General features: G+C 40.6%; 28 protein-coding genes. 16 read left to right on the plus strand and 12 right to left on the minus strand.

Translation table 11 applies throughout. From position 1 onward, the window contains the following. Window positions 1–11 precede the first annotated feature (11 nt). The 4 genes from M1D81_RS17235 to spoIIID form a co-directional block, all read right to left on the minus strand. Window positions 12–830, minus strand: a complete 819-nt coding sequence (locus M1D81_RS17235; RefSeq protein WP_456266224.1) for a flagellar hook-basal body protein — start codon at window positions 828–830, stop codon at window positions 12–14. Between the two features lie 30 nt (window positions 831–860). Continuing rightward, complete coding sequence (locus M1D81_RS17240; RefSeq protein ID WP_039182029.1) at window positions 861–1,700, minus strand: flagellar hook-basal body protein; 840 nt, start codon at window positions 1,698–1,700, stop codon at window positions 861–863. Window positions 1,701–1,824: 124 nt separating this feature from the next. Then, window positions 1,825–2,826, minus strand: coding sequence for a cell shape-determining protein Mbl (gene mbl / locus M1D81_RS17245; protein WP_007497573.1), 1,002 nt, complete (start codon window positions 2,824–2,826; stop codon window positions 1,825–1,827). A 184-nt stretch (window positions 2,827–3,010) separates the two neighbouring features. After that, a complete protein-coding gene (gene spoIIID, locus M1D81_RS17250) occupies window positions 3,011–3,289 on the minus strand; it encodes a sporulation transcriptional regulator SpoIIID (RefSeq protein WP_008343327.1) in 279 nt (92 codons plus the stop codon). 347 nt (window positions 3,290–3,636) lie between these two features. On the opposite strand from spoIIID, the gene M1D81_RS17255 reads away from it, so the two are divergent. The 3 genes from M1D81_RS17255 (at window position 3,637) to M1D81_RS17265 (ending at window position 5,967) form a co-directional block, all read left to right on the plus strand. Beyond that, window positions 3,637–4,050 carry a MarR family winged helix-turn-helix transcriptional regulator gene (locus M1D81_RS17255; protein ID WP_024423697.1) on the plus strand — a complete coding sequence of 138 codons (414 nt, stop codon included), beginning with the start codon at window positions 3,637–3,639 and terminating at the stop codon, window positions 4,048–4,050. A gap of 15 nt (window positions 4,051–4,065) precedes the next feature. Then, the gene (locus M1D81_RS17260; RefSeq protein ID WP_456266223.1) at window positions 4,066–5,253 is read left to right on the plus strand and encodes an MFS transporter; all 1,188 of its coding nucleotides are present in this window, start codon (window positions 4,066–4,068) and stop codon (window positions 5,251–5,253) included. 114 nt (window positions 5,254–5,367) lie between these two features. Then, on the plus strand, window positions 5,368–5,967 hold the full coding sequence (locus M1D81_RS17265; RefSeq protein WP_456266222.1) for an undecaprenyl-diphosphatase: 600 nt from the start codon (window positions 5,368–5,370) through the stop codon (window positions 5,965–5,967). Between the two features lie 38 nt (window positions 5,968–6,005). Here the strand turns inward: M1D81_RS17265 and M1D81_RS17270 are convergent, their stop codons facing one another. Beyond that, a complete protein-coding gene (locus M1D81_RS17270; RefSeq protein ID WP_025093910.1) occupies window positions 6,006–7,394 on the minus strand; it encodes an MFS transporter in 1,389 nt (462 codons plus the stop codon). A 199-nt stretch (window positions 7,395–7,593) separates the two neighbouring features. Here M1D81_RS17270 and M1D81_RS17275 point away from each other — a divergent pair, with 199 nt between their 5' ends. The 5 genes from M1D81_RS17275 to M1D81_RS17295 all read left to right on the plus strand — a co-directional run bounded on the left by M1D81_RS17275 (window position 7,594) and on the right by M1D81_RS17295 (window position 11,677). After that, the gene (locus tag M1D81_RS17275; RefSeq protein ID WP_225315515.1) at window positions 7,594–8,439 is read left to right on the plus strand and encodes a transporter substrate-binding domain-containing protein; all 846 of its coding nucleotides are present in this window, start codon (window positions 7,594–7,596) and stop codon (window positions 8,437–8,439) included. 42 nt (window positions 8,440–8,481) lie between these two features. Next, window positions 8,482–9,159 carry an amino acid ABC transporter permease gene (locus tag M1D81_RS17280; protein ID WP_080652918.1) on the plus strand — a complete coding sequence of 226 codons (678 nt, stop codon included), beginning with the start codon at window positions 8,482–8,484 and terminating at the stop codon, window positions 9,157–9,159. Window positions 9,160–9,169: 10 nt separating this feature from the next. Then, window positions 9,170–9,910, plus strand: a complete 741-nt coding sequence (locus M1D81_RS17285; protein ID WP_456266221.1) for an amino acid ABC transporter ATP-binding protein — start codon at window positions 9,170–9,172, stop codon at window positions 9,908–9,910. A gap of 192 nt (window positions 9,911–10,102) precedes the next feature. Further along, window positions 10,103–11,311 carry an ammonium transporter gene (locus tag M1D81_RS17290; protein WP_024426325.1) on the plus strand — a complete coding sequence of 403 codons (1,209 nt, stop codon included), beginning with the start codon at window positions 10,103–10,105 and terminating at the stop codon, window positions 11,309–11,311. 18 nt (window positions 11,312–11,329) lie between these two features. Next, entirely contained in the window at window positions 11,330–11,677 is a 348-nt protein-coding gene (locus M1D81_RS17295; protein WP_024423704.1) for a P-II family nitrogen regulator, read from the plus strand. Between the two features lie 84 nt (window positions 11,678–11,761). Here the strand turns inward: M1D81_RS17295 and M1D81_RS17300 are convergent, their stop codons facing one another. Continuing rightward, window positions 11,762–12,658 carry a peptidoglycan DD-metalloendopeptidase family protein gene (locus M1D81_RS17300; protein WP_034281210.1) on the minus strand — a complete coding sequence of 299 codons (897 nt, stop codon included), beginning with the start codon at window positions 12,656–12,658 and terminating at the stop codon, window positions 11,762–11,764. Window positions 12,659–12,774: 116 nt separating this feature from the next. On the opposite strand from M1D81_RS17300, the gene M1D81_RS17305 reads away from it, so the two are divergent. Continuing rightward, complete coding sequence (locus tag M1D81_RS17305; RefSeq protein WP_456266220.1) at window positions 12,775–13,284, plus strand: N-acetyltransferase family protein; 510 nt, start codon at window positions 12,775–12,777, stop codon at window positions 13,282–13,284. Window positions 13,285–13,316: 32 nt separating this feature from the next. On the opposite strand, the gene M1D81_RS17310 is transcribed toward M1D81_RS17305, so the two are convergent. Genes M1D81_RS17310 through M1D81_RS17320 form a run of 3 tightly spaced genes read right to left on the minus strand, consistent with a single transcriptional unit; the run spans window position 13,317 to window position 16,202 of the window. Next, entirely contained in the window at window positions 13,317–13,847 is a 531-nt protein-coding gene (locus tag M1D81_RS17310) for a TlpA family protein disulfide reductase (RefSeq protein ID WP_456266219.1), read from the minus strand. Further along, window positions 13,844–14,401, minus strand: a complete 558-nt coding sequence (locus M1D81_RS17315; protein WP_456266218.1) for a MauE/DoxX family redox-associated membrane protein — start codon at window positions 14,399–14,401, stop codon at window positions 13,844–13,846. Before M1D81_RS17315 ends, M1D81_RS17310 begins: the two co-directional genes overlap by 4 nt. Before the next feature lies 1 nt (window position 14,402). After that, on the minus strand, window positions 14,403–16,202 hold the full coding sequence (locus M1D81_RS17320; RefSeq protein ID WP_456266217.1) for an ABC transporter ATP-binding protein: 1,800 nt from the start codon (window positions 16,200–16,202) through the stop codon (window positions 14,403–14,405). A 98-nt stretch (window positions 16,203–16,300) separates the two neighbouring features. Between M1D81_RS17320 and M1D81_RS17325 the strand changes: the two genes are divergently transcribed. Then, on the plus strand, window positions 16,301–16,810 hold the full coding sequence (locus tag M1D81_RS17325) for a thioredoxin domain-containing protein (RefSeq protein WP_024423710.1): 510 nt from the start codon (window positions 16,301–16,303) through the stop codon (window positions 16,808–16,810). Between the two features lie 46 nt (window positions 16,811–16,856). Here the strand turns inward: M1D81_RS17325 and M1D81_RS17330 are convergent, their stop codons facing one another. Further along, complete coding sequence (locus M1D81_RS17330) at window positions 16,857–17,252, minus strand: hypothetical protein (protein WP_456266216.1); 396 nt, start codon at window positions 17,250–17,252, stop codon at window positions 16,857–16,859. 525 nt (window positions 17,253–17,777) lie between these two features. On the opposite strand from M1D81_RS17330, the gene M1D81_RS17335 reads away from it, so the two are divergent. From M1D81_RS17335 to rpsN, 4 genes are all read left to right on the plus strand, one after another. After that, on the plus strand, window positions 17,778–18,200 hold the full coding sequence (locus tag M1D81_RS17335) for a DUF5362 family protein (RefSeq protein WP_024426331.1): 423 nt from the start codon (window positions 17,778–17,780) through the stop codon (window positions 18,198–18,200). 144 nt (window positions 18,201–18,344) lie between these two features. Further along, window positions 18,345–18,494, plus strand: coding sequence for a 50S ribosomal protein L33 (rpmG, locus tag M1D81_RS17340; protein WP_456266215.1), 150 nt, complete (start codon window positions 18,345–18,347; stop codon window positions 18,492–18,494). A gap of 82 nt (window positions 18,495–18,576) precedes the next feature. Continuing rightward, window positions 18,577–19,773: a GTP-binding protein gene (locus tag M1D81_RS17345; protein ID WP_456266214.1), complete on the plus strand. Its 1,197-nt coding sequence runs from the start codon at window positions 18,577–18,579 to the stop codon at window positions 19,771–19,773. Between the two features lie 16 nt (window positions 19,774–19,789). Continuing rightward, window positions 19,790–20,059, plus strand: coding sequence for a 30S ribosomal protein S14 (rpsN, locus tag M1D81_RS17350; RefSeq protein ID WP_025093900.1), 270 nt, complete (start codon window positions 19,790–19,792; stop codon window positions 20,057–20,059). 253 nt (window positions 20,060–20,312) lie between these two features. On the opposite strand, the gene moaA is transcribed toward rpsN, so the two are convergent. Then, a complete protein-coding gene (gene moaA / locus M1D81_RS17355) occupies window positions 20,313–21,320 on the minus strand; it encodes a GTP 3',8-cyclase MoaA (protein ID WP_456266213.1) in 1,008 nt (335 codons plus the stop codon). Window positions 21,321–21,330: 10 nt separating this feature from the next. Next, window positions 21,331–22,119, minus strand: coding sequence for a formate dehydrogenase accessory sulfurtransferase FdhD (fdhD, locus tag M1D81_RS17360; RefSeq protein ID WP_456266212.1), 789 nt, complete (start codon window positions 22,117–22,119; stop codon window positions 21,331–21,333). Window positions 22,120–22,254: 135 nt separating this feature from the next. Between fdhD and M1D81_RS17365 the strand changes: the two genes are divergently transcribed. Then, on the plus strand, window positions 22,255–23,520 hold the full coding sequence (locus M1D81_RS17365) for an L-lactate MFS transporter (RefSeq protein ID WP_456266211.1): 1,266 nt from the start codon (window positions 22,255–22,257) through the stop codon (window positions 23,518–23,520). Window positions 23,521–23,602: 82 nt separating this feature from the next. Continuing rightward, complete coding sequence (locus M1D81_RS17370) at window positions 23,603–25,951, plus strand: FdhF/YdeP family oxidoreductase (RefSeq protein WP_456266210.1); 2,349 nt, start codon at window positions 23,603–23,605, stop codon at window positions 25,949–25,951. Window positions 25,952–25,979 lie beyond the last annotated feature (28 nt).

The following is a 25,979-nucleotide window of genomic DNA, read 5'->3' on the forward strand; positions in this document are numbered from 1 at the left end:
CAGCCTCCTGGTTATCGAATTGTATTAATTAATCCCAGCATTTGATCGCCCATCGTAATCGTTCTTGAATTCATTTGATAGGAACGCTGTGTTGTCATGAGGTCTGTTAATTCTTTTGACATGTCCACATTTGACGTTTCCAGTGCACCTTGCTGAAGCTGGATCGCCTCTCGGTTTGCTCCATTTAGTGCTGTTAATGCACCTTGATAGGTTCCGTCGACTGAGAACAAATTATCTCCTTCAGAGACAAGTGCTGATGAATTGTTGACTTGTACAACGCCTAGATTCACTTGCAGATTCGGTTGATTATCTCTAGAAATCGCCGTCAGCCGTCCATTTTTATCGATTGAAATATCACGGAAATTCGCATTTAAGACGATCGCATTTCCGTTTTCATCAAGAATCGGATAGCCTTCGCTCGTGACAAGCTGCACTTGGTTACGGTTATTGCCCGGCTGTAAGTAAAGTGAACCAGCTCTTGTATAACGGATATTACCGCCGGCGTTAACCTGCAAATACTGTGACGGTGCTCCAAAAGCAACATCAAGATCACGTCCTGTTTCTTTCAGCGAGCCTTGCAGCGAGTTAATGGACGCATTGACCATTGTCCCCGTTCCAAGCCTTAACCCAGCAGGTGTCAGACGACTGTTTGCCACCTGCTCATTTTTTTCATCTACCTGATTAAACTGCTGTCTGATCAGCTCTGAGAAACGGGTGTTTTTCGCACGGTACCCTGTTGTTTCACTGTTCGCGATGTTGTTGCTGATGATGTCAAGCTGCTTTTGCACTTCATTCATCGATACAGCTGCATTTATCATCGTTCTAAGCATAATTTTCCTCCTTTCTTTTTCATTTCTTGATTAGTACACTCTGCCAATTTCATTCACTGCTTTTTCTAAGCTTTTATCATACGCCTGAACCACTTTTTGGTTTGTTTCAAATGCTCGGTAAGCCGTTGTCATATCTGTATATGATTTCGTCACATCCACGTTCGACAGCTCTGAGACGCCTTGGCTTAACGTATAGGACATTTGACCGTTATTGACTGCACTTGGCAGGGGCTGATTATCAGCTGTACGGTATAAATCATTTCCTTCACGCGCTAGGTTTCTTGTATCCATCGCAACACGTACATCGATTTGACCAAGATTTTGGCCATTTTCAGTCACAGTACCATCTGCATTCACTTTGAAATTCTCACTCTGAACCGTAATCGGCTGACCCGTCACGGAAAGAAGCGCGCGGCCATTAATCGTCAGCTGATTTTGTGCGTTCAATGTAATGGAGCTGCTTTTCGTATAACGAACGCCTTCTGGTGTGTTGACTGCATAAAACAGCGCTGATTTCTGATTGGTCTCAGGATTGATCGGCACATTATTTTCAACTAGTGCTACGTCTGTTGTTTGATCTGTTGTTTTTAAAGTTCCCTGTGTAAATTGAGGGATTAATTCCTGCATATATGTCCCAGTATTGATTCCGCCAATCGGCGATTGCAGTGGAACACTAAAGCCTTTGCCTGAGGATGTTTGGAAACGTCCTGATTCCATTCGGCTCAGCAGCATTTCTGGAAATGCACGCATTGCCCCTTCATCCGCTTTATAGCCTGGGGTATTCGCATTTGCGATATTATTTGAAAGCATTTCTGTCCGCCGCTCTTGAGCGATCATGGCAGATGTTGCGGTGTATAGTCCTTTTAACACGTGCTCACCTCATTCAAATTCTTTCACACGACCTAAACACAATCTTCTATGAAATATATCGGCTGATTAGCAGGGTTCTTTAATAAAAATCCCCCATTCTTTCTAAAAAGAATGAGGGAAATCATTAGCTGAGTTTACGTTTTGGCAGCTTGTCCATATTATCAAGCATCACGCCAGTACCAACTGCTACACAGTCCATTGGATTTTCAGCAACGAAAACTGGTACTTTCAGCTCTTCTGCAAGCAATTGATCAAGCCCGTTTAGAAGAGCTCCGCCACCTGTAATGATGACGCCGCGATCGATAATATCAGCTGATAATTCAGGCGGTGTTCTTTCAAGAACTTGTTTCGCAGCCTGAACAATCGCAGATACAGATTCACGCAATGCTTCTTCTACTTCTTTGCTTGTGACGGTAATCGTTCTTGGTAATCCTGTCACCATGTCACGTCCACGAATTGAAATCTCTTCGTGACGTGCATCTGGGAATACCGTTGCAACTTGGATCTTAATATCCTCAGCCGTGCGCTCACCGATCAACAGCTTGTACTCTTTTTTAATGTAGTTTAGAATTTCCAGATCAAATTTGTCTCCAGCCATTTTAATAGAAGAGGCGGTTACAATGTCACCCATTGAGATGACAGCGATATCTGTCGTTCCGCCTCCAATATCTACGACCATGTTTCCACTTGGCTGAAAAATATCCATACCAGCACCAATCGCTGCTACTTTTGGCTCTTCTTCAAGAAATACATGCTTACCACCGCTTTTTTCAGCAGCTTCTTTGATCGCCTTCTGCTCAACAGATGTAATATTTGTCGGGCAGCAGATGAGCATACGCGGCTTAGAGAACAGCCCTTTCACATTTAATTTGTTAATAAAATGCTTGAGCATCGCTTCAGTTACTTCAAAATCAGCGATTACGCCATCTTTTAATGGACGAATCGCAACAATATTCCCAGGCGTACGTCCAACCATACGTCTAGCCTCTTCTCCAACAGCCAAAACTTTCCCGCTGTTTTTGTCAAGAGCTACCACAGATGGTTCATTTAACACAATTCCTTTTCCTTTGACATGAATCAGTACATTGGCAGTACCAAGATCAATTCCAATATCCCTAGCAAACATCTATATATATCCTCCTTGAAAATCTGTTTCCATAGCAAATACCACATTCTGCCCTAATTATATATTCTATCATAATTTGCAGAAAAAAAGATATTTCTTTACAAAAGTCTTTACAAAATTTGTGGTTAGAAACTACCGATATGAGGAAGATATATATATTATGTTTATGAACAAAGAACTAAGCTTACTGTTTCACAGGTTCGCCTTCTAAAATTTCTTCTTTTTTATACTTTAACTTCGTGGCTTCTCCTCCTCGCAAGTGGCGGATTGATTTATGATAATCCAGTATCTCCTTTACTTCATTAGCCAGATCTGGATTAATTTCTGGCAGTCTTTCTGTTAGATCCTTGTGTACAGTACTTTTAGAGACTCCAAATTCTTTCGCAATAACACGAACGGTTTTCTTTGTCTCCACGATATACTTTCCTATCTTGATTGTTCGCTCTTTGATGTAATCGTGCACACCACTCGACCTCCCTAAAATGGATGTGAGAAGTGTGAAATGAGATCCGTATGAAGATTATCCATTTTCAGCGGCGCTTGTTCGTCGTAATTTCTCATCCATTAGGTAGTAAATGCCAAACACGACCCCTCACCTCAAACACTCTCTTTGTCAGGTTTGTAACAGTGTATTAGCATTGAATAGGGAATATGCTAAAAATGAAGATGGGACAAGGGATTTATCAGAAAAGGCAAAACAAAAAATCATTTCGGGGCGCGAAAATTTCCACTTTACAAGAAGAGGTTCACCACGTAAAATAGAAAAGGTGAATTTATTTACCTAGCTAAATATTTAAAAAAGGTGAGCATATGGATACGTTAAATAGAGAGTGTTTACATCAAATACATCAAGGCGCACGGCTGCTGTCTAAAAAGGCGAACGAAGCGCTTGCTGCTTATGACTTGTACATGTCCCAGTGGACTGTGCTTTTTTGTTTGGATACATTCGGCCCAAAAACCCAAAAAGACATCTGGACATATTTGAATGTCGAAGCACCGACCATTACCAGAACCGTCACCCGCTTAGAAGCAAACGGCTGGGTGAAACGTGTACAAGGCAAAGACAAACGTGAGAATCTGATCGTGATGACAGATGATGCAAAAGCCCGATTTGAAGAAATCAAACGCACGATGGAACAATTTGAAGAAGAATGTCTTTCAGATTTTACCTACGAAGAAAAACAACTCCTCCATACACTTTTACACAAATTATCAACTGAATAGGAAGTGACATACATCATGAACGAACGCATATGGACAAAAGATTTTATCATGATTGTCCTGGTGAATTTATTTACGTTCACCTCTTTTTATGCCCTCTTGACATTACTGCCCATTTACACAATGGATGAACTAAATGGAACAGAATCACAGGGCGGTCTCCTTGTGACGGTCTTCTTATTGTCTGCTATTGTGACAAGACCGTTTTCTGGCGCCATTATTGAGAAATTCGGCAAAAAACGAATGGCGATTTTCTCTTCAGCGGCCTTTGCCTTACTCACTTATTTATACATTCCGATTGATCAATTCCAAACGCTCCTTGTGCTGCGTTTCGTACAAGGGATCTTTTTTAGTATTTTGACGACCGTTGCCAGTGCCATTGCGGCTGATATGATCCCGAAACATAAACGCGGGGAAGGACTCGGATACTTTGTGATGTCCATGAACCTCGCTGTTGTCATCGGTCCGTTTATCGCACTGAATCAAGTAGGAAAAATAGGATTCCATTCCTTATTTCTTCTCTTTTCCATTATCGTGACAATCGGAGCTGCTTTTACGATGCTGATTAGACAGCCAGAGCCTGAAAACGGTGGAAGCATCGTCTTCCGATTCACATTTTCTCACCTTTTTGAAAAAGGCGCATTAAAAACAGCGGCCGTCGGCATTATTATTTCCTTCTGTTATTCGCCGATTATTTCATTTATTTCAGTTTATGCCAATTCACTCCATTTGATGGGTGCAAGCAGTTATTTCTTTATTGTGTTTGCGGCTGCAATGCTTGGATCACGTCCATTTACAGGCAGACTTTTTGACCGTGTTGGAGCTCACGTTGTGATCTACCCTTCGATTGCCCTTTTTGCCATTGGTTTATGGATGCTGACAGCGACACATTCAGCTGCAATGCTCCTTCTATCAGGCGCTGTGATTGGACTTGGCTATGGTTCGCTCGTGCCATGTTTACAAACACTTGCGATTCAGCACTCACCAGCTCATCGTACGGGATATGCGACGGCTACTTTCTTCACCCTGTATGATACAGGTATTGCGGCTGGCTCATTTGTCTTTGGACTTCTTGTCAGCTTCACAGACTTTTCAAATGTGTACCTCATTGCGGGTATTGTGGTCTTACTGAGTATGGGCGTTTTTTATTGGAGTGAACGAAAACCCCAGGAAGCAAAAGCACAAAAGGTCTCCCTTTCAGAATAAAAGGATACTATTTTAAACTTCGCCGGAAACATGCTAAAATATAGGATATTCCAAATAGAGCATACAGGCTTTGTTGAAAAATAGTTAGCATTAAGCGAAAGTATAGGTGATGTTTTGAATTACGAATTGTTTAAAGTCATACACGGGATGGCTCACCATTCTGAGTTTTTAGATCAGGCGATGATCTTTATTACGAAAAAGGCCATTCTTGTGTATGCCCTTGTCTTATTGATTTGCTGGTTTTTAGGGAATCACCAATTTAAGAAGCATGTCTTCTTTTCCGGTGTAACAGGCATTGCAGCACTTATCGCCAACTTTGCCATTACATTGTTTCATTATGAAGAGCGGCCGTTTGTGGCGCATAAAGTCGACACACTCATCCCGCATTCAGCAGACGCTTCCTTCCCAAGTGACCATACAACAGGTGCATTGGCTCTTTCACTAGCCATTCGATCCCGTAATAAAAAGCTCGGCAATATCTTGCTCGTCTTTGGATTACTTACAGGATTCTCCCGCATCTGGGTCGGTCATCATTATCCATTTGATGTTTTAGGCAGCTTGGTCGTATCGATTGTGGTTGTCTTTATCATGAATAAATTATGGAAGTTCTTTGACTCTCCAATTGATCGCATCGTGACATTTTACGAGACAATTGTAGGGAAAATTTTCAGAAGGAAGACAAAGGATCAGGGCTCAGACCTATCCAACTCTTAAGCGGCCTTGCGATAACGTGATGAAGATTCTTCTCTCACTTATCGCGCCGCTTTTTTTATTGGCTGTCTCCCTCTAACCATATTTGAAAAATAAAGACTGACGCCAATGCCAATAAGAGAAATGATGATCAACGTCCAGCCTAATTGCGCAAAATGAGCACCAGCAATTTCATCCCCAAACAGCATACCAAGCACAGCAGACGACAGAATAGAACCAAGGTAGCGGCATGTTTGAAAAAGTCCAGAGGATGTGCCAATCATTTGCTGAGGACTTTCCTTGAGCATCGCAGCTTGAAGCGCAACATTCCCAATCCCATAACTGAGCCCAAGCAGCGCCAGAACCAATCCTTTTCCCCATAATGGCGCAGGAATAAAAAAGAAAGTCATAGCAGACGCTCCAGCCAGCATCAATACAGCACTCGCTAAAACTGGATGGCGTTCATCCCCGCGATCCACCCACTTTCCTGTCAGCGGCGACACAATAATGCTCACCCCTGACATACACAGCATAAAAAGACCCGTCATCTCCACACGCCAGCCTAACTCATCCTGAAAATAACTCGGCAAACCAAAAAAGAGACAATAGAAAAAGATATTTAAAATGATAAATTGCACATACACAAGTGACAGCCGCTGCTCTTCTCTGAACATCCGTATTTGAATAAACGGTTCATCCACCTGATACTCCCACCAGATAAAAGCGCCTGCACTCAGGAGACAAAGAATGCCTTGAACATATTGAATGCCGTCACCCAGTGATAATAAAAATGAAAGCAGGAGAACAATGCAGACGGTAAAAAGAAGCATCCCTGGCAAATCGAGTGTTCGCACAGTTTCGCCTATGCGCAGCTTTCTCTTTTTCTGCTCCTTCGGAAACAACAATAGACCAAGAAAGAAACTGATCAAAATAAACGGCAGATTCACTAAAAAGATAGCCGGCCAGCCGCCAATGGTCATCAGAAATCCGCCAAGCGTCGGTCCAAGCGCCGTCATCGCTGAAGCAAAAATGGATAATACCGCTAACGCCGAAGCCTGTTTTTCTTGAATATGATCCCGAATAAGTCCGACCCCAGAAGGATAAATGGCACTGCTTCCAATCGCCTGTAACAAACGGATCACAATCAGCACCGCAAACGTTGGGGCAAACGGCGCGCAAATGGCTGAGACTGCAACAAGAACGAGACCGAATAAAAATAAGGTTCTGCGGCTCATCACATGATCCCCAATCCGGCCGCTCACTGGCTGTGTTACTGCACTGGCTAAATAAAAAGAAGAAATAAGCCAAGATACGGTCGTAAACGACAAACCGAATTCATGCTGAATTTGATGCAAGGCCAAAGAAATCATTGATGAATTCAGCGGATTCAACATCGTTCCAAAGGCAATAGCGGTTAAAAAAACTTTTCGATTGTCTCTCCACTTGTTCATACACTGACCTCCTTTTTGCAACCCTTTCGTTATTATGAGATTCATTTCCCTTTTTTACCCTAATCAATTCAAGTTCTCTCTTAGAAAAGCAAGACATACATTCTAAAAAGGACGATTGTTGGAATAACACATATAAAATTGAGAATATGAGGAACAAATGGTAAGATGCTACACATATTGAAAAGCCTACTTTCTCCTTATATGGAGAACGGCTGAAAAGGAGGAGAAGCTTATTATTAAAAAAAGACGGTTTTGGGTCCCAGCCCTTTTCTCGGTTGCAGTATTACTTCTGTCTTCGTGTGGTTCAAATGAAACAAATGGGAACGGAGATAAACGTAATTCTACAGCGAAAGGGTCGCCAATCTTGGAGGATGGAAAATTTATTTTTGCAGCATCAGGTGAATTTCATCCGTTTAGTTACATGGATGGAAATCAGATGTCCGGCTTTGATATCGATGTAGGCAATGCGATTAGTGACAAACTAGGTCTCGAACCTATACAGAAAAAATATAAATTCGCAGGCATCGTCGAAGGCGTGAAAGCAGGTAAATTTGATGCGGCAGTTGCAAGTCATACCATCAATGAGGAACGAAAAAAACACGTCCTTTTTTCTAAGCCCTATTACTACTCTGGTCCGCAAATTTTCACAAGACCCGGATCAGACATTCAGCATGCTGATGACTTAAAAGACAAAGAAATTGCTGTATCCAAAGGATCGTCCTACGCTGATATTGCTAAGGAACATAGCGGGCAAGAACCAAAATATTATGATAGTGATGTCGTCGCCTTAGAAGCACTGGCCAACGGAAAACACGATGCAGTCGTAACAGATTTCGCCACAGGTGCAGAAGCGATGAAGAAAAAATTGAACATCACAGCGCAAGAAAGACTCGGACAAAGTGAGCAGGCAATTGCTGTATCAAAAGAAAATGAACAGCTCATAAAAGAGATCAACGATGCGATTGACGCACTAAAAAAAGACGGAACATTAAAACAAATTAGTGAAAAGTACTTTGATGAAGACATCACGGTCAAACAAGATTAAAACCACGATTGTGCGCCCTTTTTATAGGCGCACTTTCTTCAAATGGAGATGATTGTTTTGCCTACCCTATCACACTTTTTTCAGACGCTGATTGATTCTAGAGGTATTTTCTTAGAAGGAATGCTGATCACCTTACAGCTGACGGTGATCAGCATCTTCATCGGTATGTTCATCGGGCTTTTCTTTGCTTTATTGAAAATATCCCGCATAGCCGTTTTCGGTTATATCGCCAATGCCTATATCTTTCTTGTACGCGGAACACCACTTATTGTTCAAATTTTCATCCTATACTTCGGCCTCACAGAATTGAATATACCCGACTTCTGGGCTGCTTCCATTGCGCTCGCCTTTCATAATGGGGCCTATATAGCCGAAATATTTAGAGGTGCTATCCAATCCATCGATCAGGGGCAAAAAGAGGCAGGACGCTCTCTTGGCATGGGTCGTTTTTTAACAATGAGGCGCATCATTCTCCCGCAAGCGATGCGGCGTGCCCTCCCCCCTCTTGGCAACCAGTTCATTATCGGCTTAAAAGATTCATCACTCGCCGCCTTTATCAGTGTCAATGAACTATTTAACGTCGCCACCACGCAAGGCTCCAACAGTTTTGATAATATGACGTATTTACTTGTTGTCGCCGTCTATTACTTAGTTCTTGTCCTGCTGTTAACATTCGCTGTCCAAACCTTTGAGAAGAAACTATCAGCCAGTGACCAATAGGAGGAGAAGCATGACAGAATCAAAGGAAATCATTCGTGTTGAAAAACTCAATAAATACTTTGGAGAGCTTCATGTTTTAAAAGATATCGATCTCACTGTTTATGAAAATGATGTGGTCGTCTTAATTGGCGCAAGCGGTTCTGGAAAAAGCACCTTGCTCCGCTGTATGAACTTTTTAGAAATAAAAAATGATGGAGATATTATCATTGATGGCAGCCCTGTTCATCCAAAGCGCGATCAATTAAACGAAATGAGACAAAAAATAGGGATGGTGTTTCAGCATTTTAATCTTTTCCCGCACAAAACTGTGCTTGAAAATATCATCGAAGCGCCTGTTATGGTGAAAAAAACAAAGAAAGCACAAGCCATCGCTGAAGCCAGCGCCTTGCTAGAAAAAGTCGGACTTGCGGATAAAGCCAACGTATATCCTTCTAAACTATCAGGCGGCCAAAAACAGCGTGTAGCCATAGCCAGATCTCTCGCCATGAAGCCTGATGTCATGTTATTTGACGAACCTACATCTGCCCTTGATCCAGAGCTTGTAGGCGAAGTGCTGCAAACGATGAAAAGCCTCGCAAAAGAAGGCATGACCATGGTCATTGTCACACATGAAATGGGCTTTGCGAAAGAAGTTGCCGATCGTGTCGTCTACATGCACGAAGGCCGCATCGTCGAAGAAGGCGTCCCTTCGAAATTGTTTGACTCTCCTAGGGAGGAACGTACAAAACTGTTTCTCAGCTCCATTTTATAGGTCAAACGCCCTTCATTTTTAGTGCTTAACTTACGTTTTTGCTCATTTTTTACGAACTTTTCATCCATTTATATTGAACTTAACCAAAAAACCATGTCAGATAAACTTACATGTATATGTTATATATGACTTTTCTCTCTATAATGAAGAATTAAGAAAACAATAATTCTGAATGATTCGGGGGAATGCAGCATGCAAATGGGTGATACAGTATTTATGTTCTTCTGCGCACTACTCGTGTGGTTAATGACACCGGGTTTAGCTTTATTCTACGGAGGACTCGTGAGAAGTAAAAACGTGTTAAGCACAACCATGCACAGCTTAACGTCACTAGCGATCGTTTCAATCGTATGGATCGTATTCGGTTATTCCTTAGCTTTTGCACCAGGCAATGCATGGATCGGAGGATTAGACTGGGTGGGCCTGAAAGGCGTAGGCTTTGAACCTGGTTCGTATAGTGAGACCATTCCACATTCATTGTTCATGATGTTTCAAATGACTTTTGCCGTCTTAACAACAGCCATCATCTCAGGGGCCTTTGCTGAACGGATCCGCTACTCAGCAGTCGTTGTATTTACACTCCTTTGGGTCACATTTGTATACGCTCCAGTCGCACACTGGGTATGGGGCGGCGGTTGGATTGGCGAGATGGGTGCACTTGACTTCGCAGGCGGAAACGTGGTTCACATCTCATCCGGTGTTGCGGGTCTTGTCGTGGCGATTGTGCTCGGGAAGCGTAAAGAAGCGGCAAGCTCTTCTCCGCATAACTTGATCTACACCCTTCTTGGCGGAGCTGTCATCTGGTTTGGCTGGTTTGGTTTTAACGTGGGTAGTGCTCTTACATTAGACAGCGTGGCCATGTTTGCCTTTATTAACACCAATACAGCTGCTGCTGCAGGAATCATCGGCTGGCTGTTAGTAGAGTGGATGATCAACAAAAAACCGACCATGCTCGGCGCGATCTCTGGAGCCATCGCAGGTCTTGTCGCCATTACACCTGCCGCAGGTTTTGTTACACCGTTTGCTTCTATTATAATAGGAATCATTGGCGGGATCGTCTGTTTCTGGGGAGTCTTTTCACTCAAAGCCAAATTTGGCTATGATGACGCACTAGATGCATTCGGCCTTCACGGAATTGGCGGTACTTGGGGAGGAATTGCAACAGGACTTTTCGCCACAACTTCTGTCAATGACGGCGGAGCCAATGGCTTATTTTACGGAGATCCCAGCTTACTTTGGAAGCAAGTGGTCGCGATTGTTGCCACGTACGCTTTTGTTGCCGTTGTGACATACGTAATCATCAAAGTGGTCAATGTCTTCTTCAAAATTCGTGCAACCGAAGAAGAAGAATCAGTGGGTCTTGATCTAACCATGCACGGTGAAAAAGCTTATCAAGATTAAAGAAAAAGGGGTGTCTCTATGAGCAAAATGTATAAAGTGGAGATTGTCACACGTCCAGCTAATTTTGAAACATTAAAGGTGGAGCTTGGAAAGATTGGTGTCACCTCGATTACCTTTTCAAATGTACACGGCTGCGGCTTACAAAAGGGACATACAGAGCTATACCGCGGCGTCAAAAAGGAAAGCAACGTGTACGAACGATTAAAGATCGAAATCGTCCTAAGCAAAGTACCTGTCGAACAGGTCGTTGAAACAGCTCAAAAGGTACTTCGTACAGGCGAACCAGGGGATGGGAAAATTTTTATATATGAGGTAGCGAATACAATCAACATCCGGACAGGTGAAGAAGGACCTGCCGCCCTATAGTGTATCCTCCGCCGAGTGGCGGAGGATCTTTTTAAGCAGAAAAAACCTCTGCATATTCATATACACAGAGGACCTTGTAAGACATTAAGATTGTTTTGTTTCTTCTGACTGACTGCTGTCTTTAGAGGAATCAGAAGACTTTTCTTGATCAGAGGATTTACCCTTCTCATCAGACTTTTCTTCAGATTTTTCTCCAGCTGGCTCTTTGGCTTTATCTTCAGCAGCAGGTTCTTTCGTTTTTTCCTCAGTCTTTGGCTGAGCAGGTTCTTTTGCTTGTTCCGTCACTTCTTGCGCTGCTTTTTCAATTGTAGAAACAGGCTTGTCAATGAAGCTAAGCGGATTAAGCGCTAAACCTTCCATACGAATTTCAAAATGCACATGGTTGCCGCTTTCAGCACCATATAGATTTTTACCAGAAGCACCAATGACATCATTCTGCTTGACTTCATCGCCTTCTTTGACACTCACTTGTGACAACGATTGATAAACAGTCGATAATCCATCTTCATGTTCAATTTCAACAACGTGACCAAGAACTGGATCTTTTTTCGCTTGAACCACTGTTCCACTAAGAGCAGCTGTGACATCAAACACTTTGCCATCTTTATCTGCAAGATCAATACCTTTGCTCAAGGTATAGGTGTTATTATAGTTTACAAGTGCTGCTTCTTTTTCTTTTTGGTCAGCATCTGCTTCATAGAACTTTTTCACGACAGAAACATTATCAGAATTCTGGACCGGCATTGCGACATTTTCAATTGGCTTTCCAACTTCAACGGCATCATCGCGCTGTTCTTGCCCTGTTTGATTTCCATCAGATAGTTGGTCTTTCACATCTTTTGATACAGCTTGATACCAAAGAACGGCTGTTAACACGACCGCTGCGCTGACCAAGTAAATAGCAGGGAATACCCAGCGCTTACGGAAAAATTGCTGAACTTTTGTGATTTTGGAAGTACGTTTCTTTTCTTCCTCTCTCATTTTTCATCACCTCAGCAACATTCTGAACACTTTTCAAAAAATATATACACACGAAATCATTTTTCTTTTTATTTTGCGCAATCGCATCAATAATATGTATGATAAATGAAAAAAAGATGGGAGACTTAATTGTGAAAACTTTCAACCGTATAGCAACAGAAGATGACCTCAAAGCGATCGTTGATATCTACAATTCAACCATTGCTTCAAGAGAAGTGACCGCTGATACAGAACCAGTTTCTGTTGAGGACCGCCGGCAATGGTTTTTGAATCATTCCGAGAAAAGACCTCTCTATGTGAAAACAGATGAGGATGGAAATATCTACGGCTGGCTCAGCTTTGAAACCTTTTACGGAAGACCTGCATACAACGGGACCGTTGAATTGAGTATCTATTTAAACCAAGACTATCGAGGAAAAGGCTTAGGATCACTTTTCTTGCAAGAAGCCATTGATTTAGCACCCTCATTAGGCATTAGAACGTTACTTGCCTTTATTTTCGGGCACAACGAAGCCAGCATTCGACTATTTAAAAAGCACGGCTTTGAGACATGGGGCCACCTGCCGCGCATCGCAGAAATGGACGGCAGCAGATACGATTTAGATATCCTGGGAAAAGAATTATAAAACGAGCGTCTCCCTAAAAAAGAGACGCTTTTTTATGACGCATGTAACAGTTGTTCAAACTGTTTCGCATTTTGAAGAGATTTTCTTTGCAGAATGATACCATGTTTATCAATGAGAATCGCTTGTGGAACAACCGTTACTCCGTACAGCTCCATGATTTGTGAAGAACGAGTATACACAGCCTGGGACGGCAGCAATTCAAGGATCTGCGTATCATCCGCCTGCTCATCTCCATTAATAAAAATAAATTGAGTATCATCAACAGCGATTTGCTGCTGCAGGTCTGCTAAAATGCTTTTGCACGTCATACAAGTAGAGTTCACAAATAACAGCATCACAGCACTCCCGCTTTGAAAATATTCCTTCAACATGACCTTCTCCCCTAAATGGGAATAGCTTCGAAATAACGGTGCAGGATCCCCCACAGCCGCTTCCTTTAATTCAATTCCATCAAGAGTTTTAATTTTATTCATGAATTTTCCGATAAAACGAGCGAGCAAAAATATCACAGCCAGCTGAGCAATGACAATGAATAACACAATAATCAATAGAATATCTGTCATTTCACATCGTCTCCTTCTATAAATAATTCAAATTGATTGATCCATTTTCGTTTAAACATTAAAACTTCTTGACTCACCGCTATCATGAAAAAGACAGCCACGGCAATGAGAAAACAAATAATGTTATATTGCCATGGAATGGTTTCTACATAGGGATGCACATAAAACAACCCGATCACAAGAGCCAGCATCGACACATTGCGAATCACAATTCCCCAGTGAAGGCGTTCATTATTAAGCAGTCCACCACAGCCGCAAGAAATATCACGATGTCCTCTCAATAAATTGAAGGTCACCGCTCCAGTATAAATACATAAAAGTGCTGTAAGACCAATCGCAGGTACAAGAGTCATTTGCCATACGAATAAAAAAACAGTACAAACCAATTCAACAGTTAAAAACAAATAAAACATGGGTCCCGTGAAAGAAGGAGGCAGCAGCCGATAAGCATTCATCTGCTGCATATGCGCCGTCTGTTTTTTTACTTTATCAAGCCAAGCACCAGCAAAAATGATACCTAATAAATAGATACCTATGTAATAAAAGACACTCACCTTACACCATCTCCTTTTGTTGAAATAATTGAGATTGTGCCTCGTAAAGCCTTTTGTACTCTCCGTTTAACACCATCAGTTCATCATGGCTCCCCTCTTCAACGAAAGCACCATCTTTCATTACGATTATACGGTCTGCTAAACGGGCCGCTCCCATTCGATGTGTGATAAACAAGACACCCTGATCCTGCGTGTGATCGAATAGCTTTCGAATGAGTGAAATTTCCGATAGTGGATCAAGAGCAGAAGTTGGTTCATCTAAAATGATAAAATCACTCTCTCTAAAGAAGGTTCTAGCCATCGCGAGCTTTTGCCATTGTCCGCCAGACAGTTCATGACCTTCTTCAAAAAATCGGCCAAGCTGTGCATCATACATTTCTTCCATTTGATGAATTCTTTTCTCTATGCCTGCTTGCCGTGCAGCTGAGATCATCCGCTCTCCCTCGTCCATATGATCAATACGGCCAAACCCGATGTTTTCTTTCACAGTGAACTCGTACTTCATAAAATCTTGAAAAAGAACTGCCATTCTCGCATGATATGACTTTTTATGAATAGTAGAAATGGACTCACCGTTGACTTTTTGCATATTTGGCTGATCTGGATCATATAAACCGGTCAAACATTTGATCAAGGTGGTTTTACCTGATCCGTTATCCCCCACCAATGCAATACGTTCACCTTTATTGATATGAAAATGTATATGCTCAATGGCAGGTGTTTTCATATTCGGATAAGTAAAAGAGAGATTTTCAAGTGAAATGGACTGAATACACTCGATTTTTCGAAGCGATGCCCCTTCTTCTGTCTGCTCATGAATTTCTTCTTCTCTCTTTTGAAAAGCTCTCATTTCATCAACATAAAGACTTGTTTCATATAAACTAGAACATTCCCTTGTTAAGTCCTGAAAACCACTTTGGATGTTTTGCACCGCTTGCAGCACAGCGACAAATGTCCCGGCAGCTAATTTTTTTTGAAAAATAAGAAAGACAATAAAAAGACCGCAGCATACATAGGCAAATGTCATAAGCAATCCGCCCGCCATCTCCCAGCGGACTTGCCGCTTAAGCAGTTTATATTTTTCATCTGCACTTTTTACATAATGATCTTTCCATTTCTGAAGAAGATAATTCCCGATTCCATATAAACGGATTTCCTTCAATGAATCCCGTTGTGCGACAAGATCGGACACATACATTTCTCTTCTGTCATTGGCTGTTAACATACGGTTTAATTGATAACGCGCTCCTCCAAAGAAAAGCTCAATCCACAAGACAGGCAGGGTAAACACGATCAGAATGACCGCCAAGCCCCAATGGATACCGATCATATAGATAAGAAGTGATACAACAGTAATCAATGCGCTCATGATGGTAAAAATACTTCTAACCATACTCAGAACATGCTGATGACTGTTCATCACACGTTGACTTTCATTGTAAAAAGACGGGTGTTCAAATGTAATAAACGGCAGCCTGATCGCCTTTTGAAGCAGTTCACCCTTCAAATGCAGACCAATCAAATTTGTCGCTTTCTGCTGGCTAAGCTGAAGAACGAATTGAAGCCCATATCCTAAAACCACAATGACCATTTGCAGCCCAAATAACCACAAAACCTTTTGAATGTCTCCTGAAGACGTCATGAATAAAATAATTTCATTAATCAAAGTTTGAATAATCCAGACACTAGCTAAAGGCATAAAACCAACGATCACTTGGATCAACAAAGTTAAAAGAAGATAAGATCGGCTTCTTTTCCAAGTATAGGAGATTGCATATAAACAATGGTTCACTGTACTCATCAAACGCTCCACCTTACACCATTTAGTATAATTGACATATTTTTGATATTTATATTATGATAGCTTTGCGTAACTTTACTCTGAGAGGACGATATACGATGAATTCAATCCTACTTTTACAGCTCACTCTTATTCTTTGCAGCCTATTATTAACGATCGGAGTCATCATCTATTTAAAACAACAAATGGAACTGATCATCTTACCGATACAGCATGTTGGACAAAAACTTGTGCATCCGCTGCTTGAAAAACCATCACCTATTCCAGTGAATGATTTACTGCAAACCAACAACAAGCAGCAGCTACTTATTTTCACTGATACATCATGTCCGCATTGCATCCCATCACTTGAACAATTCCTAGAAACGAAAAAGCAGCGTAAATTGGACGTTCCATTTAGTATTTTGCTAAAGAATGGGCAAAAAGAGGATCAAGAATTATATCGTGATAATAAAACCAACATGCGAATTATCCCTGTGGACGAGCAAATGATAGACGCATTCCAAATTGAAGAATTTCCTTATTACATTATGGTAGAAGAAGATGAAATCATCTCATACGCAGCACCTTTTCCGGATGGTCTTTATTCAAGGATATCTGCAAAATAAAGATAAATGAGGCATGTGAAGACTATCAAACACATGCCTCATTTTTTTATTGTGGATCTGACTGAACATCTTGATCTTTTTCTCCTGCAGCAGCTTCACTCGCTTCACCTGAAGCCTGTTCCTCAGCTTGTTCAAACTCACTCCGAGCCTCATTTGAAATGTCTACTTGATCTCCATGCTGATTCACAGTAACAGACGAAGAAGACGTCTCTTTTGAAGCCTCTTTCTCTAGTTCCTTTAATTTAGAAACATGAAGTTCTAAATCTTTTCCTTGCTGAACTAAAGTAAGTTGTTGAAATAATGCCTTTCTCTCTTCTGGAGAATGGTCACCTTGAACAATTTGAGCCGCTTGGGTTAAAAAAGAATTTGATGTTTGACCCGCTTGACGTCTATTTGACGTCTGCATAGCATTTGTTAAGAATGAAATTGAAGATATGCTCATGCGTTCACATCCTATTAAATATGATCCTTAGATTTAGCAGCCACATCTAACGCGTTCTTGACTAGTACAAATCTCACCTGTGTCACGATCCACGTAGTAACGGAAAGTTCCAACACCTTGAAGAAAACAAGTCGGTGCTGATTTACATGAAGTGACTAATTTTTGCAAAATACATCTTGCAGCTGCAGGTTGAACATTGGTCATCTTGTTTAAGAAACGATCTAATATATGAATTCCACCTTCCAATTTTTATGGTAACACAACACAATAATAACCAATTACTAGACAACTAACAACATATTTTGATAAATTTACTAATTATTTTTTACTACCAATCTTATTTATGACATAATTTGTCGATAATTTTTATAGTAAATGTTACTTTTTTCTTATTTGAAAATAATTTATTTATCTGTAAATGATGAAGTGAAGATAGAAACATTTTAATTAAACAACATTCACTCTTCCTAAAGCACTACTTACTCAAGTATGATAAAGAGTGAATACATAAAGGAGTGAACACCATTGCAACAAACTGAGAAAATCATTCAATCTCTTCATTCAATCGTAAAGTGGGGAAAGGTTGGTAGTATCTTTCTCTATATTTCAGGCGGTCTGGCTATTCTTATTGGTTTTTGGCTTGTTCTTCCTGCAGCCCTTGGCGTCTTCCTCATTATGATGGGAATTCATGTACAAAAATCTGTAAAAGCAGCTGAACACTTGATTCAGGCTCCAGATACTTCTTACGAAGAATTATTAGAACAGTACGCTAAGATGATGAAAATGCAAACACTGTTTGCCATTTCAAGTATTGCCGCAGTTATTCTTTCATTCATTGCTATCGTTTTGATACTTATACTAGGCGGGTTAGCCTTCCTCCAAGAAATTCCTTATGATGTCCAGCAGTATGAAGGTGATTACGAACAAGAACTCGGTGATTTTTATTAATTGACAGGGGTATCAATGGTTGTTCGATACCCCTTTCGTTTTTATCATTTGGCTTGGATCATTCTCCTATACTTGACATTCAGTCTTGATCATTTTAAAATACAAATCGTAACTATTACGAATTAAAGGAGGATCCTATTACTTATGCGCGTGAATATTAACTTGGCCTGTACTGAAACAGGTGACAGAAACTATATCACAACAAAAAATAAAAGAACGAATCCTGACCGATTGGAGTTAAAAAAATATTCTCCTCGATTAAAGAAATACACCCTTCATAGAGAAACAAAATAAATTTTTTAGATTACAAATCGTAATGATTACTTTTTAAGTGAGGCGGAAAACAAAATGAGCGTTTTCAAAAGGACAAAAACAAATGAATAAGCGTATACCTGTTACAGTATTAAGCGGCTTTTTAGGAGCAGGAAAAACAACGATATTAAATCATGTTCTTCAAAACCGCAAAGGATTAAAAGTGGCTGTGATCGTCAATGACATGAGCGAAATTAATATTGATGCAGAACTAGTCAAACAAGGCGGCGAGCTTTCTCGATCAGATGAGAAACTAGTTGAATTATCTAACGGCTGTATTTGCTGCACTTTGAGAGAAGACCTGTTAATCGAAGTAGAACGCCTTTGTAAGGCGGGTAATATCGATTACATTGTCATTGAATCAACCGGAATTAGTGAACCAATTCCCGTCGCTCAAACCTTTTCTTATATTGATGAAGACATGGGCATAGATTTGACCCGCTTTTGCCGTCTAGATACGATGGTCACAGTAGTAGATGCAAATCGTTTCTGGACTGATTTCCAGTCAGGAGAGAGTTTATTAGATCGTAAAGAAGCGGTTTCCGATGACGACGAGCGAGAAATTTCCGATTTACTCATTGATCAAATTGAATTTTGTGACGTGCTTATTATCAATAAATGTGATCTAGTATCTCCCTCTGAATTAGATCGACTTGAGCATGTGCTGAACAAACTACAACCAGAAGCATCTATCATCAAAACCTCAAAAGGTATAGTACAGCCAGATGACATTTTGAATACTGGTTTATTCGACTTTGAAAAATCAAGTGCTTCTGCTGGGTGGATCAAAGAAATCAACGCAGGACATGGTCAGCATACACCGGAAACAGAGGAATACCAAATTTCATCTTTTGTTTACGAAAGAAGACTCCCTTTTCATACTGGCAGACTGAATGCTTGGTTAGATCAAATGCCCGAGCAGGTCGTTCGTGCGAAAGGTTTTACTTGGCTTGCCACACATCATGATTTAACCATTTTAATTTCACAAGCTGGGAAATCTGTAGCGATTGAACCAATTGCATACTGGATTGCTGCTTTGCCTGAACAAGAAAAAGCACGGATATTAAATCAGGAACCAGAGCTTCTAGATGAGTGGGACGCAGAGTTTGGTGATCGCCATACAAAACTTGTGTTTATTGGTGTAGATTTGCCTAAAGCAGAAATCATTCGCACTCTTGATCAATGCTTGCTCACACCTGAGGAATTTGATCAAGATTGGACTACATTTGAGGACCCCTTTCAATGGAAAATACAAAATTAGGACAGGAGGGCTTCAATTGGCAAAGAAATCTAAGATTGCTAAAGAAAAAAAACGACAGCAGCTTGTATTGAAATATGCAGAATTAAGGAAAGAGTTAAAAGAAAAAGGTGACTATGAAGCTTTACGAAAATTACCTAGAGACTCTTCCCCTACCCGCTTAAAAAACCGCTGTGAATTAACGGGCCGTCCCAGAGGTTATTTACGAAAATTCAAAATGTCTAGGATTGCTTTTCGTGAGCTTGCCTATAAGGGTCATATCCCTGGAGTGAAAAAATCGAGCTGGTAAAGATTGATTTGATCTTATCACATCACTCGTAAAAGTAAAGCAGCGCACAATGAGGAAAAATCTATTTTCCAATCTTATTTCAATCTTTTTGAGGTGCAAAATAGCAATTTAAAAACCAGCAGGGATTCTGCTGGTTTTTATAGTGACTGAGTTCATAAGATAAAAAGACTTGTTTTCAAAAAAGGATTTTCAACCACGATTATGATATTTTCTCTTCTTTTCAAAAATACATGATCATGATAATTTATTGTCATTACCCACCGATGTATGACATCTCAACCTTTTTCTGATCTTTTTTCTGCTCTCTCTCGGCTGAATATTGGTCATGTCTATTCAACCATAATTCCTTTAACTTGTTCGTTAATTCTTCATTATCTTTTGTCGTACGAATCATCTGTTTCAGATCAAAACCCGATGATGCAAACAGACATGTAAACAATTCTCCCCGTGCAGATAGCCTTGCTCTGTTACATGTTCCACAAAAAGCATCTGAAACGGAAGAAATAATGCCTATCTCTCCTGAACCATCTTTGTAAAAAAATCGATTAGCTACTTCACCTGCATATTGAGGAGGTTCTGGTTTGATAGGATATGTTGAATCAATTAATTCAATTATTTCTTTCTTTGTCATGACATGTTCTAGATTCCATTTATTCGTATTACCGACATCCATAAATTCAATAAATCTGAGAACGTGTCCTTCTTTTTTGAAGTAAGCTGCCATTGGTAAGACATCCTGATCATTCACACCTTTTTGAACAACCATATTAATCTTGATAGCAAGTCCAGCCTTTTTTGCAGCCTCAATACCATCAAACACTTTTTGGATAGAAATATGCCTTCCGTTCATTTGCTTAAAACGGTCGGGATTTAATGAATCTAAACTAATGGTGACTCTATTAAGACCAGCTCTCTTCAACTGATCAGCATATAAAGGTAAAAGCGTTCCATTGGTTGTCATCGCAATGTCTTCAATCCCTGGAATTTTTGCGAGCTTTTCTATTAAGACAGGCAGATCCTTCCGCATTAAAGGTTCTCCGCCCGTGATGCGTATTTTTACCACACCTAGGTTCTTTACAAAAAGGGCAGCAAGCCGTTCAATTTCTTCGAAACTAAGCAGTTCTTCTTTTTTCAAGAAAGGATAATCTGGTCCAAAAATTTCAGCAGGCATACAGTACGTACATCTAAAGTTACAGCGATCAGTTACTGATATTCTTAAATCGCGCAATGGTCGATGTCTTTTATCTAAAATACTGACCATACTTTGCCTCCTATTCTGTAATACGCTGAGGATGCGTGTAAATGTTAAAGGATTTTCCTCTGACGAATCCAACTGTCGTAATATTTAATTCTTCTGCCATTTTAAGCGCCAGCTCAGTAGGTGCTGATTTTGAAATGACGATAGACACTCCTAGTTTTGCTGCCTTCAATAGAACTTCTGACGATATCCGGCCGCTAAAAACAAGGATTTTATCTCTAAGTGGAATTCGCTGAAGTAAACAATATCCATAAATTTTATCTAAAGCATTATGTCTTCCTATATCAGTTCTAGTAATGAATAGCTTCTCTGTGTCACACAGTCCAGCATTATGCACTCCACCAGTATGTTGAAATAATTGGCTTTCTTCTTGCAAACACTTCATGAGATGCATACAGGTTTCAGCAGGAATACTGATTCGATCAATGGCTGTTTTTGCCGTCTTCACATCTTGAAGAAAATAAAAGTGTCTTCCTTTCCCGCAGCATGAACCAATCACTCGTTTTGTAAAATCTGATGAATCAAATCCACTTGAGTGAACTAAATCAACATAGGCAAAACCCATACTTTCATCTATTTTAAACCTTTTAATCTCATTTTCAAATCGAATGACCCCTTCTGAAGCCAAAAAGCCGATAACCAATTCTTTCAGGTGCTCTGGTGAACAAACAAGCGTCACAAATTCTTCTCCATTCACCATCACAGTTAAAGGAAATTCTTCTACAATTTCATCAGTTTTGCAGGTAAACTGACCTTCACGGTATTGGTGTATGACTCGTTTCTTTTTAACAGAAGGATTCATTGTATGATCTTCCTTTCAATACAAATTTAGTTATATGATCCAATCAAATTGTGATATTATTTTAAAAAGTCATAAAAATGTAACATATTTCTATCTTATCAAACTTCTTGATTGCTTTATATGGGGGGGAACAAAATGAACAAATCGAAAAATCGCTGGCTCATTGCAGCAAGTGCTGTAGGAATTCATTTATCTATTGGGTCTGTTTATGCTTGGAGTGTTTTTACGAATCCTTTACATGAAGCCTTTCATTGGTCATTAACAGAAATAAGTCTCACCTTCAGTATTGCTATTTTATTTTTAGGTTTATCTGCTGCTTTTATGGGACATTTCGTTGAAAGGTATGGTCCAAGGGCATCGGGGCTCTTCTCAGCTATTTTCTTCGGCATCGGAATGACTGGGTCAGGATTCGCTGTCCACATGTCCTCACTGCCTCTCCTTTATTTATTTTATGGTGTACTCGCTGGAATCGGTTTAGGGGTAGGCTATATTGCACCTGTATCAACTCTAGTCAAATGGTTTCCGGATCGAAGAGGTCTTGCAACTGGCTTAGCCATTATGGGGTTTGGATTTGCTTCTCTTATTTGCAGCCCAATTATTCAATATCTCATTGAAAAAGTGAATATCGCAAATACTTTTTATATTCTTGGAATCTCCTATTTTATCATCATGGTGATCTCATCTCTTTATTTATCACCACCAACACCTGATGACGTCAAACAATTTGACGTATTCAAAACAAAGAAAAGAAAAATCCCTCAAGATTTATCACAGCTTACAGCAAATGAAGCGATCAAAACAAGACGTTTTTATTATTTGTGGCTTATGCTTTTTATTAATATCACATGCGGAATCGCTATTATTTCAGTAGCGTCACCTCTTGCTCAAGAAAGTGTTGGGTTCACTGCAGGTGCTGCAGCTACTCTTGTGGGCATTTTAGGTGCTTTTAATGGTTTAGGACGGATTGGATGGGCAGCGTTCTCAGATTATATAGGAAGGCCGAATACGTATACGATTTTTTTCAGTATCCAGCTTATTGCTTTTCCTTTACTCCCCTACTTAAAAGAACCGCTCATCTTTTCAATCGTCATGGCGATCATTTATACGTGCTATGGGGGAGGATTTGCTTCAATTCCAGCCTATATTGGGGATTTGTTTGGTACAAAGCAGCTTGGTGCCATACATGGTTATATTTTGACCGCTTGGGCCGCTGCGGGATTAGCAGGACCACTATTTTCATCCTTCATCCGAGATATAACAGGTAATTACACACAAAGCCTTATGGTGTTCTCTGGCTTATTTTTCATTGCTTTTATCATATCACTTCTCATTCGAAAGGATATTCAGCAGCTAAGAGAAAAAAACCTATCTGCTACTTCCTCTGTCTCTGCCCGATCTTAATTTGAATTTGACAGAATCACAATCTAAAGGTAATTTTTAGATATGAAAACGCTTTATAAAGTAATAGGAGGGTGATGATCTCATGGGGAAAACAAAACATAAGGGGCCTGTTAAACTCAATAAAAAACCCTCACCAAAGCTATGGGCCTCTTTTGTACCAATGGGGCTTGGCAAAGTGAAACCGAAACACATTCGAGATACGATGAAAGTGGCATGGGAGAACAAAGATAACCTTCCCTACGCGTACCGTATTTTAACGCAAGGTGTTTGTGACGGCTGTGCCCTTGGCGTCTCAGGACTGTATGATCAAACGCTCGCAGGACCTCATATATGCACAACAAGACTAAATGTGCTTCGTCTTAACACAATGCCAGCTATTGATCCAAAATGGTTTGAAGATATTCATCAGCTAAAGCAAATGGACAGCACCTCTCTTCGCAAACTTGGGCGGATTCCTTATCCATTGATCCGAAAAAAAGGGGACAATGCCTTTACACGAATTTCTTGGGATGATGCACTAGATCAAATCGCAGCTAAAATCCAATCAATTGATAAACGGCAGCTTGCTTTTTATTTAACCGCCAGAGGAATTACAAATGAAGTTTATTATACGGCTGCAAAAGCTGCTCGATTTATAGGGACGAATCATATTGATAATGCTTCTCGCATTTGCCATTCACCAAGTAAAACCGCTCTTAAACGGTCCCTTGGCATCGGTGCTTCCAGCTGTAATTACAGTGATTGGATTGGAACGGATGTATTAATCTTTTGGGGATCTGTCGCAGCAAATAATCAGCCTGTTTCCACTAAATATATGTACGCTGCTAAAAAGAAGGGAACAAAAATTATCGTCATCAATCCGTATAAAGAACCTGCTATGGAAAAGTATTGGGTTCCTTCTATTCCAGAGAGTGCTTTATTCGGCACAAAAATTGCAGATGATTTTTACCAAGTCAATATAGGCGGAGATATTGCGTTTATGAACGGCGTCATCAAGCATTGGTTTGACATGGAGCAGCATGCTCCCCATTCGGCTCTTGATCACGAATTTATTCAAAAACATACAACAGGCATACAGGATTTAAAGCAGCATGTCGCACAATTGAAGTGGGAGGACCTAGAAGCATCATCAGGTTTATCAAAAGAAAGAATGAAAGAATTTGCGACACTGCTTGCCAATGCTAATTCAGGCGTTTTTATTTGGAGTATGGGCCTTACTCAGCACCGCTTTGCAACTGATAATATATCACAGGTTGCCAACCTTGCCATGCTGCGCGGATTTATCGGCAGAAAACATTGTGGTGTCATGCCAATTCGGGGGCATAGCGGCGTCCAAGGTTCTGGTGAAATGGGCGCTGATCCATTCGTTTTGCCAGGTAGTGATTTTGATGAAGAGAATATTGAAAGAATCGAACATATATGGGGGTTTGACATTCCTAAATGGCATGGTGACACCATTGGGCAATCCTTTGAGAAGATGGCTCTCCCAAAAGACCATCCACAAAAACTCAAAATGCTGTTTACGAGTGGTGGAAACTTTTTAGAAACGATGCCAAATCCGGAAGCGATTGAAAAAGCATTATCTGAACTTGAACTCCGTGTTCACCAAGATATCATTTTGAATACCTCTACGCTGGTAGACGCTGAAGAGGCGGTGATTGTGCTGCCCGCTATGACAAGGTATGAACAACCAGGCGGCGGCACATCAACCAGTACGGAACGCATGGTATATTTCAGTCCAGAAATTGAAGGACCTCGTATTGAGGAAGCCAGAGCAGAATGGGACATTTATGTTGATCTTGCGAAAAGAGTCCGGCCAGAAGATGCCGAGCTGATACATTTTGAAACAGCTGAAGACATTCGTCGTGAGATTGCGGTCGCCAACCGAAACTATGATGGCATCCAGCATTTACGTCACAAGGGAGACGTTTTTCAATGGGGAGGCGCATGGCTTTGTGAAGATGGCGTGTGTCCAACACCAGACGGCAAGGGACATCTTCTTCCTGCCCAGCTGCCTCAATATCGAAAAACTGAAGGACATTTCAATATCACGACAAGAAGAGGAAAGCAATTCAACTCGATGATCTACAGTGAAAAGGATGCCTTTAATGGTGGAAAACGTCATTCTATCCTAATGAATGAAGAAGATGCAAAAGAGCTTTACGTCCAAGAAGGTGATCCAGTTGTTCTCTTTAATCAATATGGATCCTATCAAGGAGTGGCTCAATTCGGAGAGTTGAGACGCGGCAATATCGCAGTTTATTGGCCGGAAGGGAACGTTTTAATTCCTAAAGGTGTGTATGAGAGCTACTCACAGATTCCCGAGTATAATACAGCTGCCATATTAGAAAAAGCCGAAACCTTCCATGCAAGAAAGGATCAGCATTATGTAGAGAAACGAATTGATGAATTAGAAACGACTTTGAATTAATCGTCAACTTAAAAACAGCTGGGGTTGT

It is taken from the genome of Bacillus sp. JZ105, from assembly GCF_053903125.1.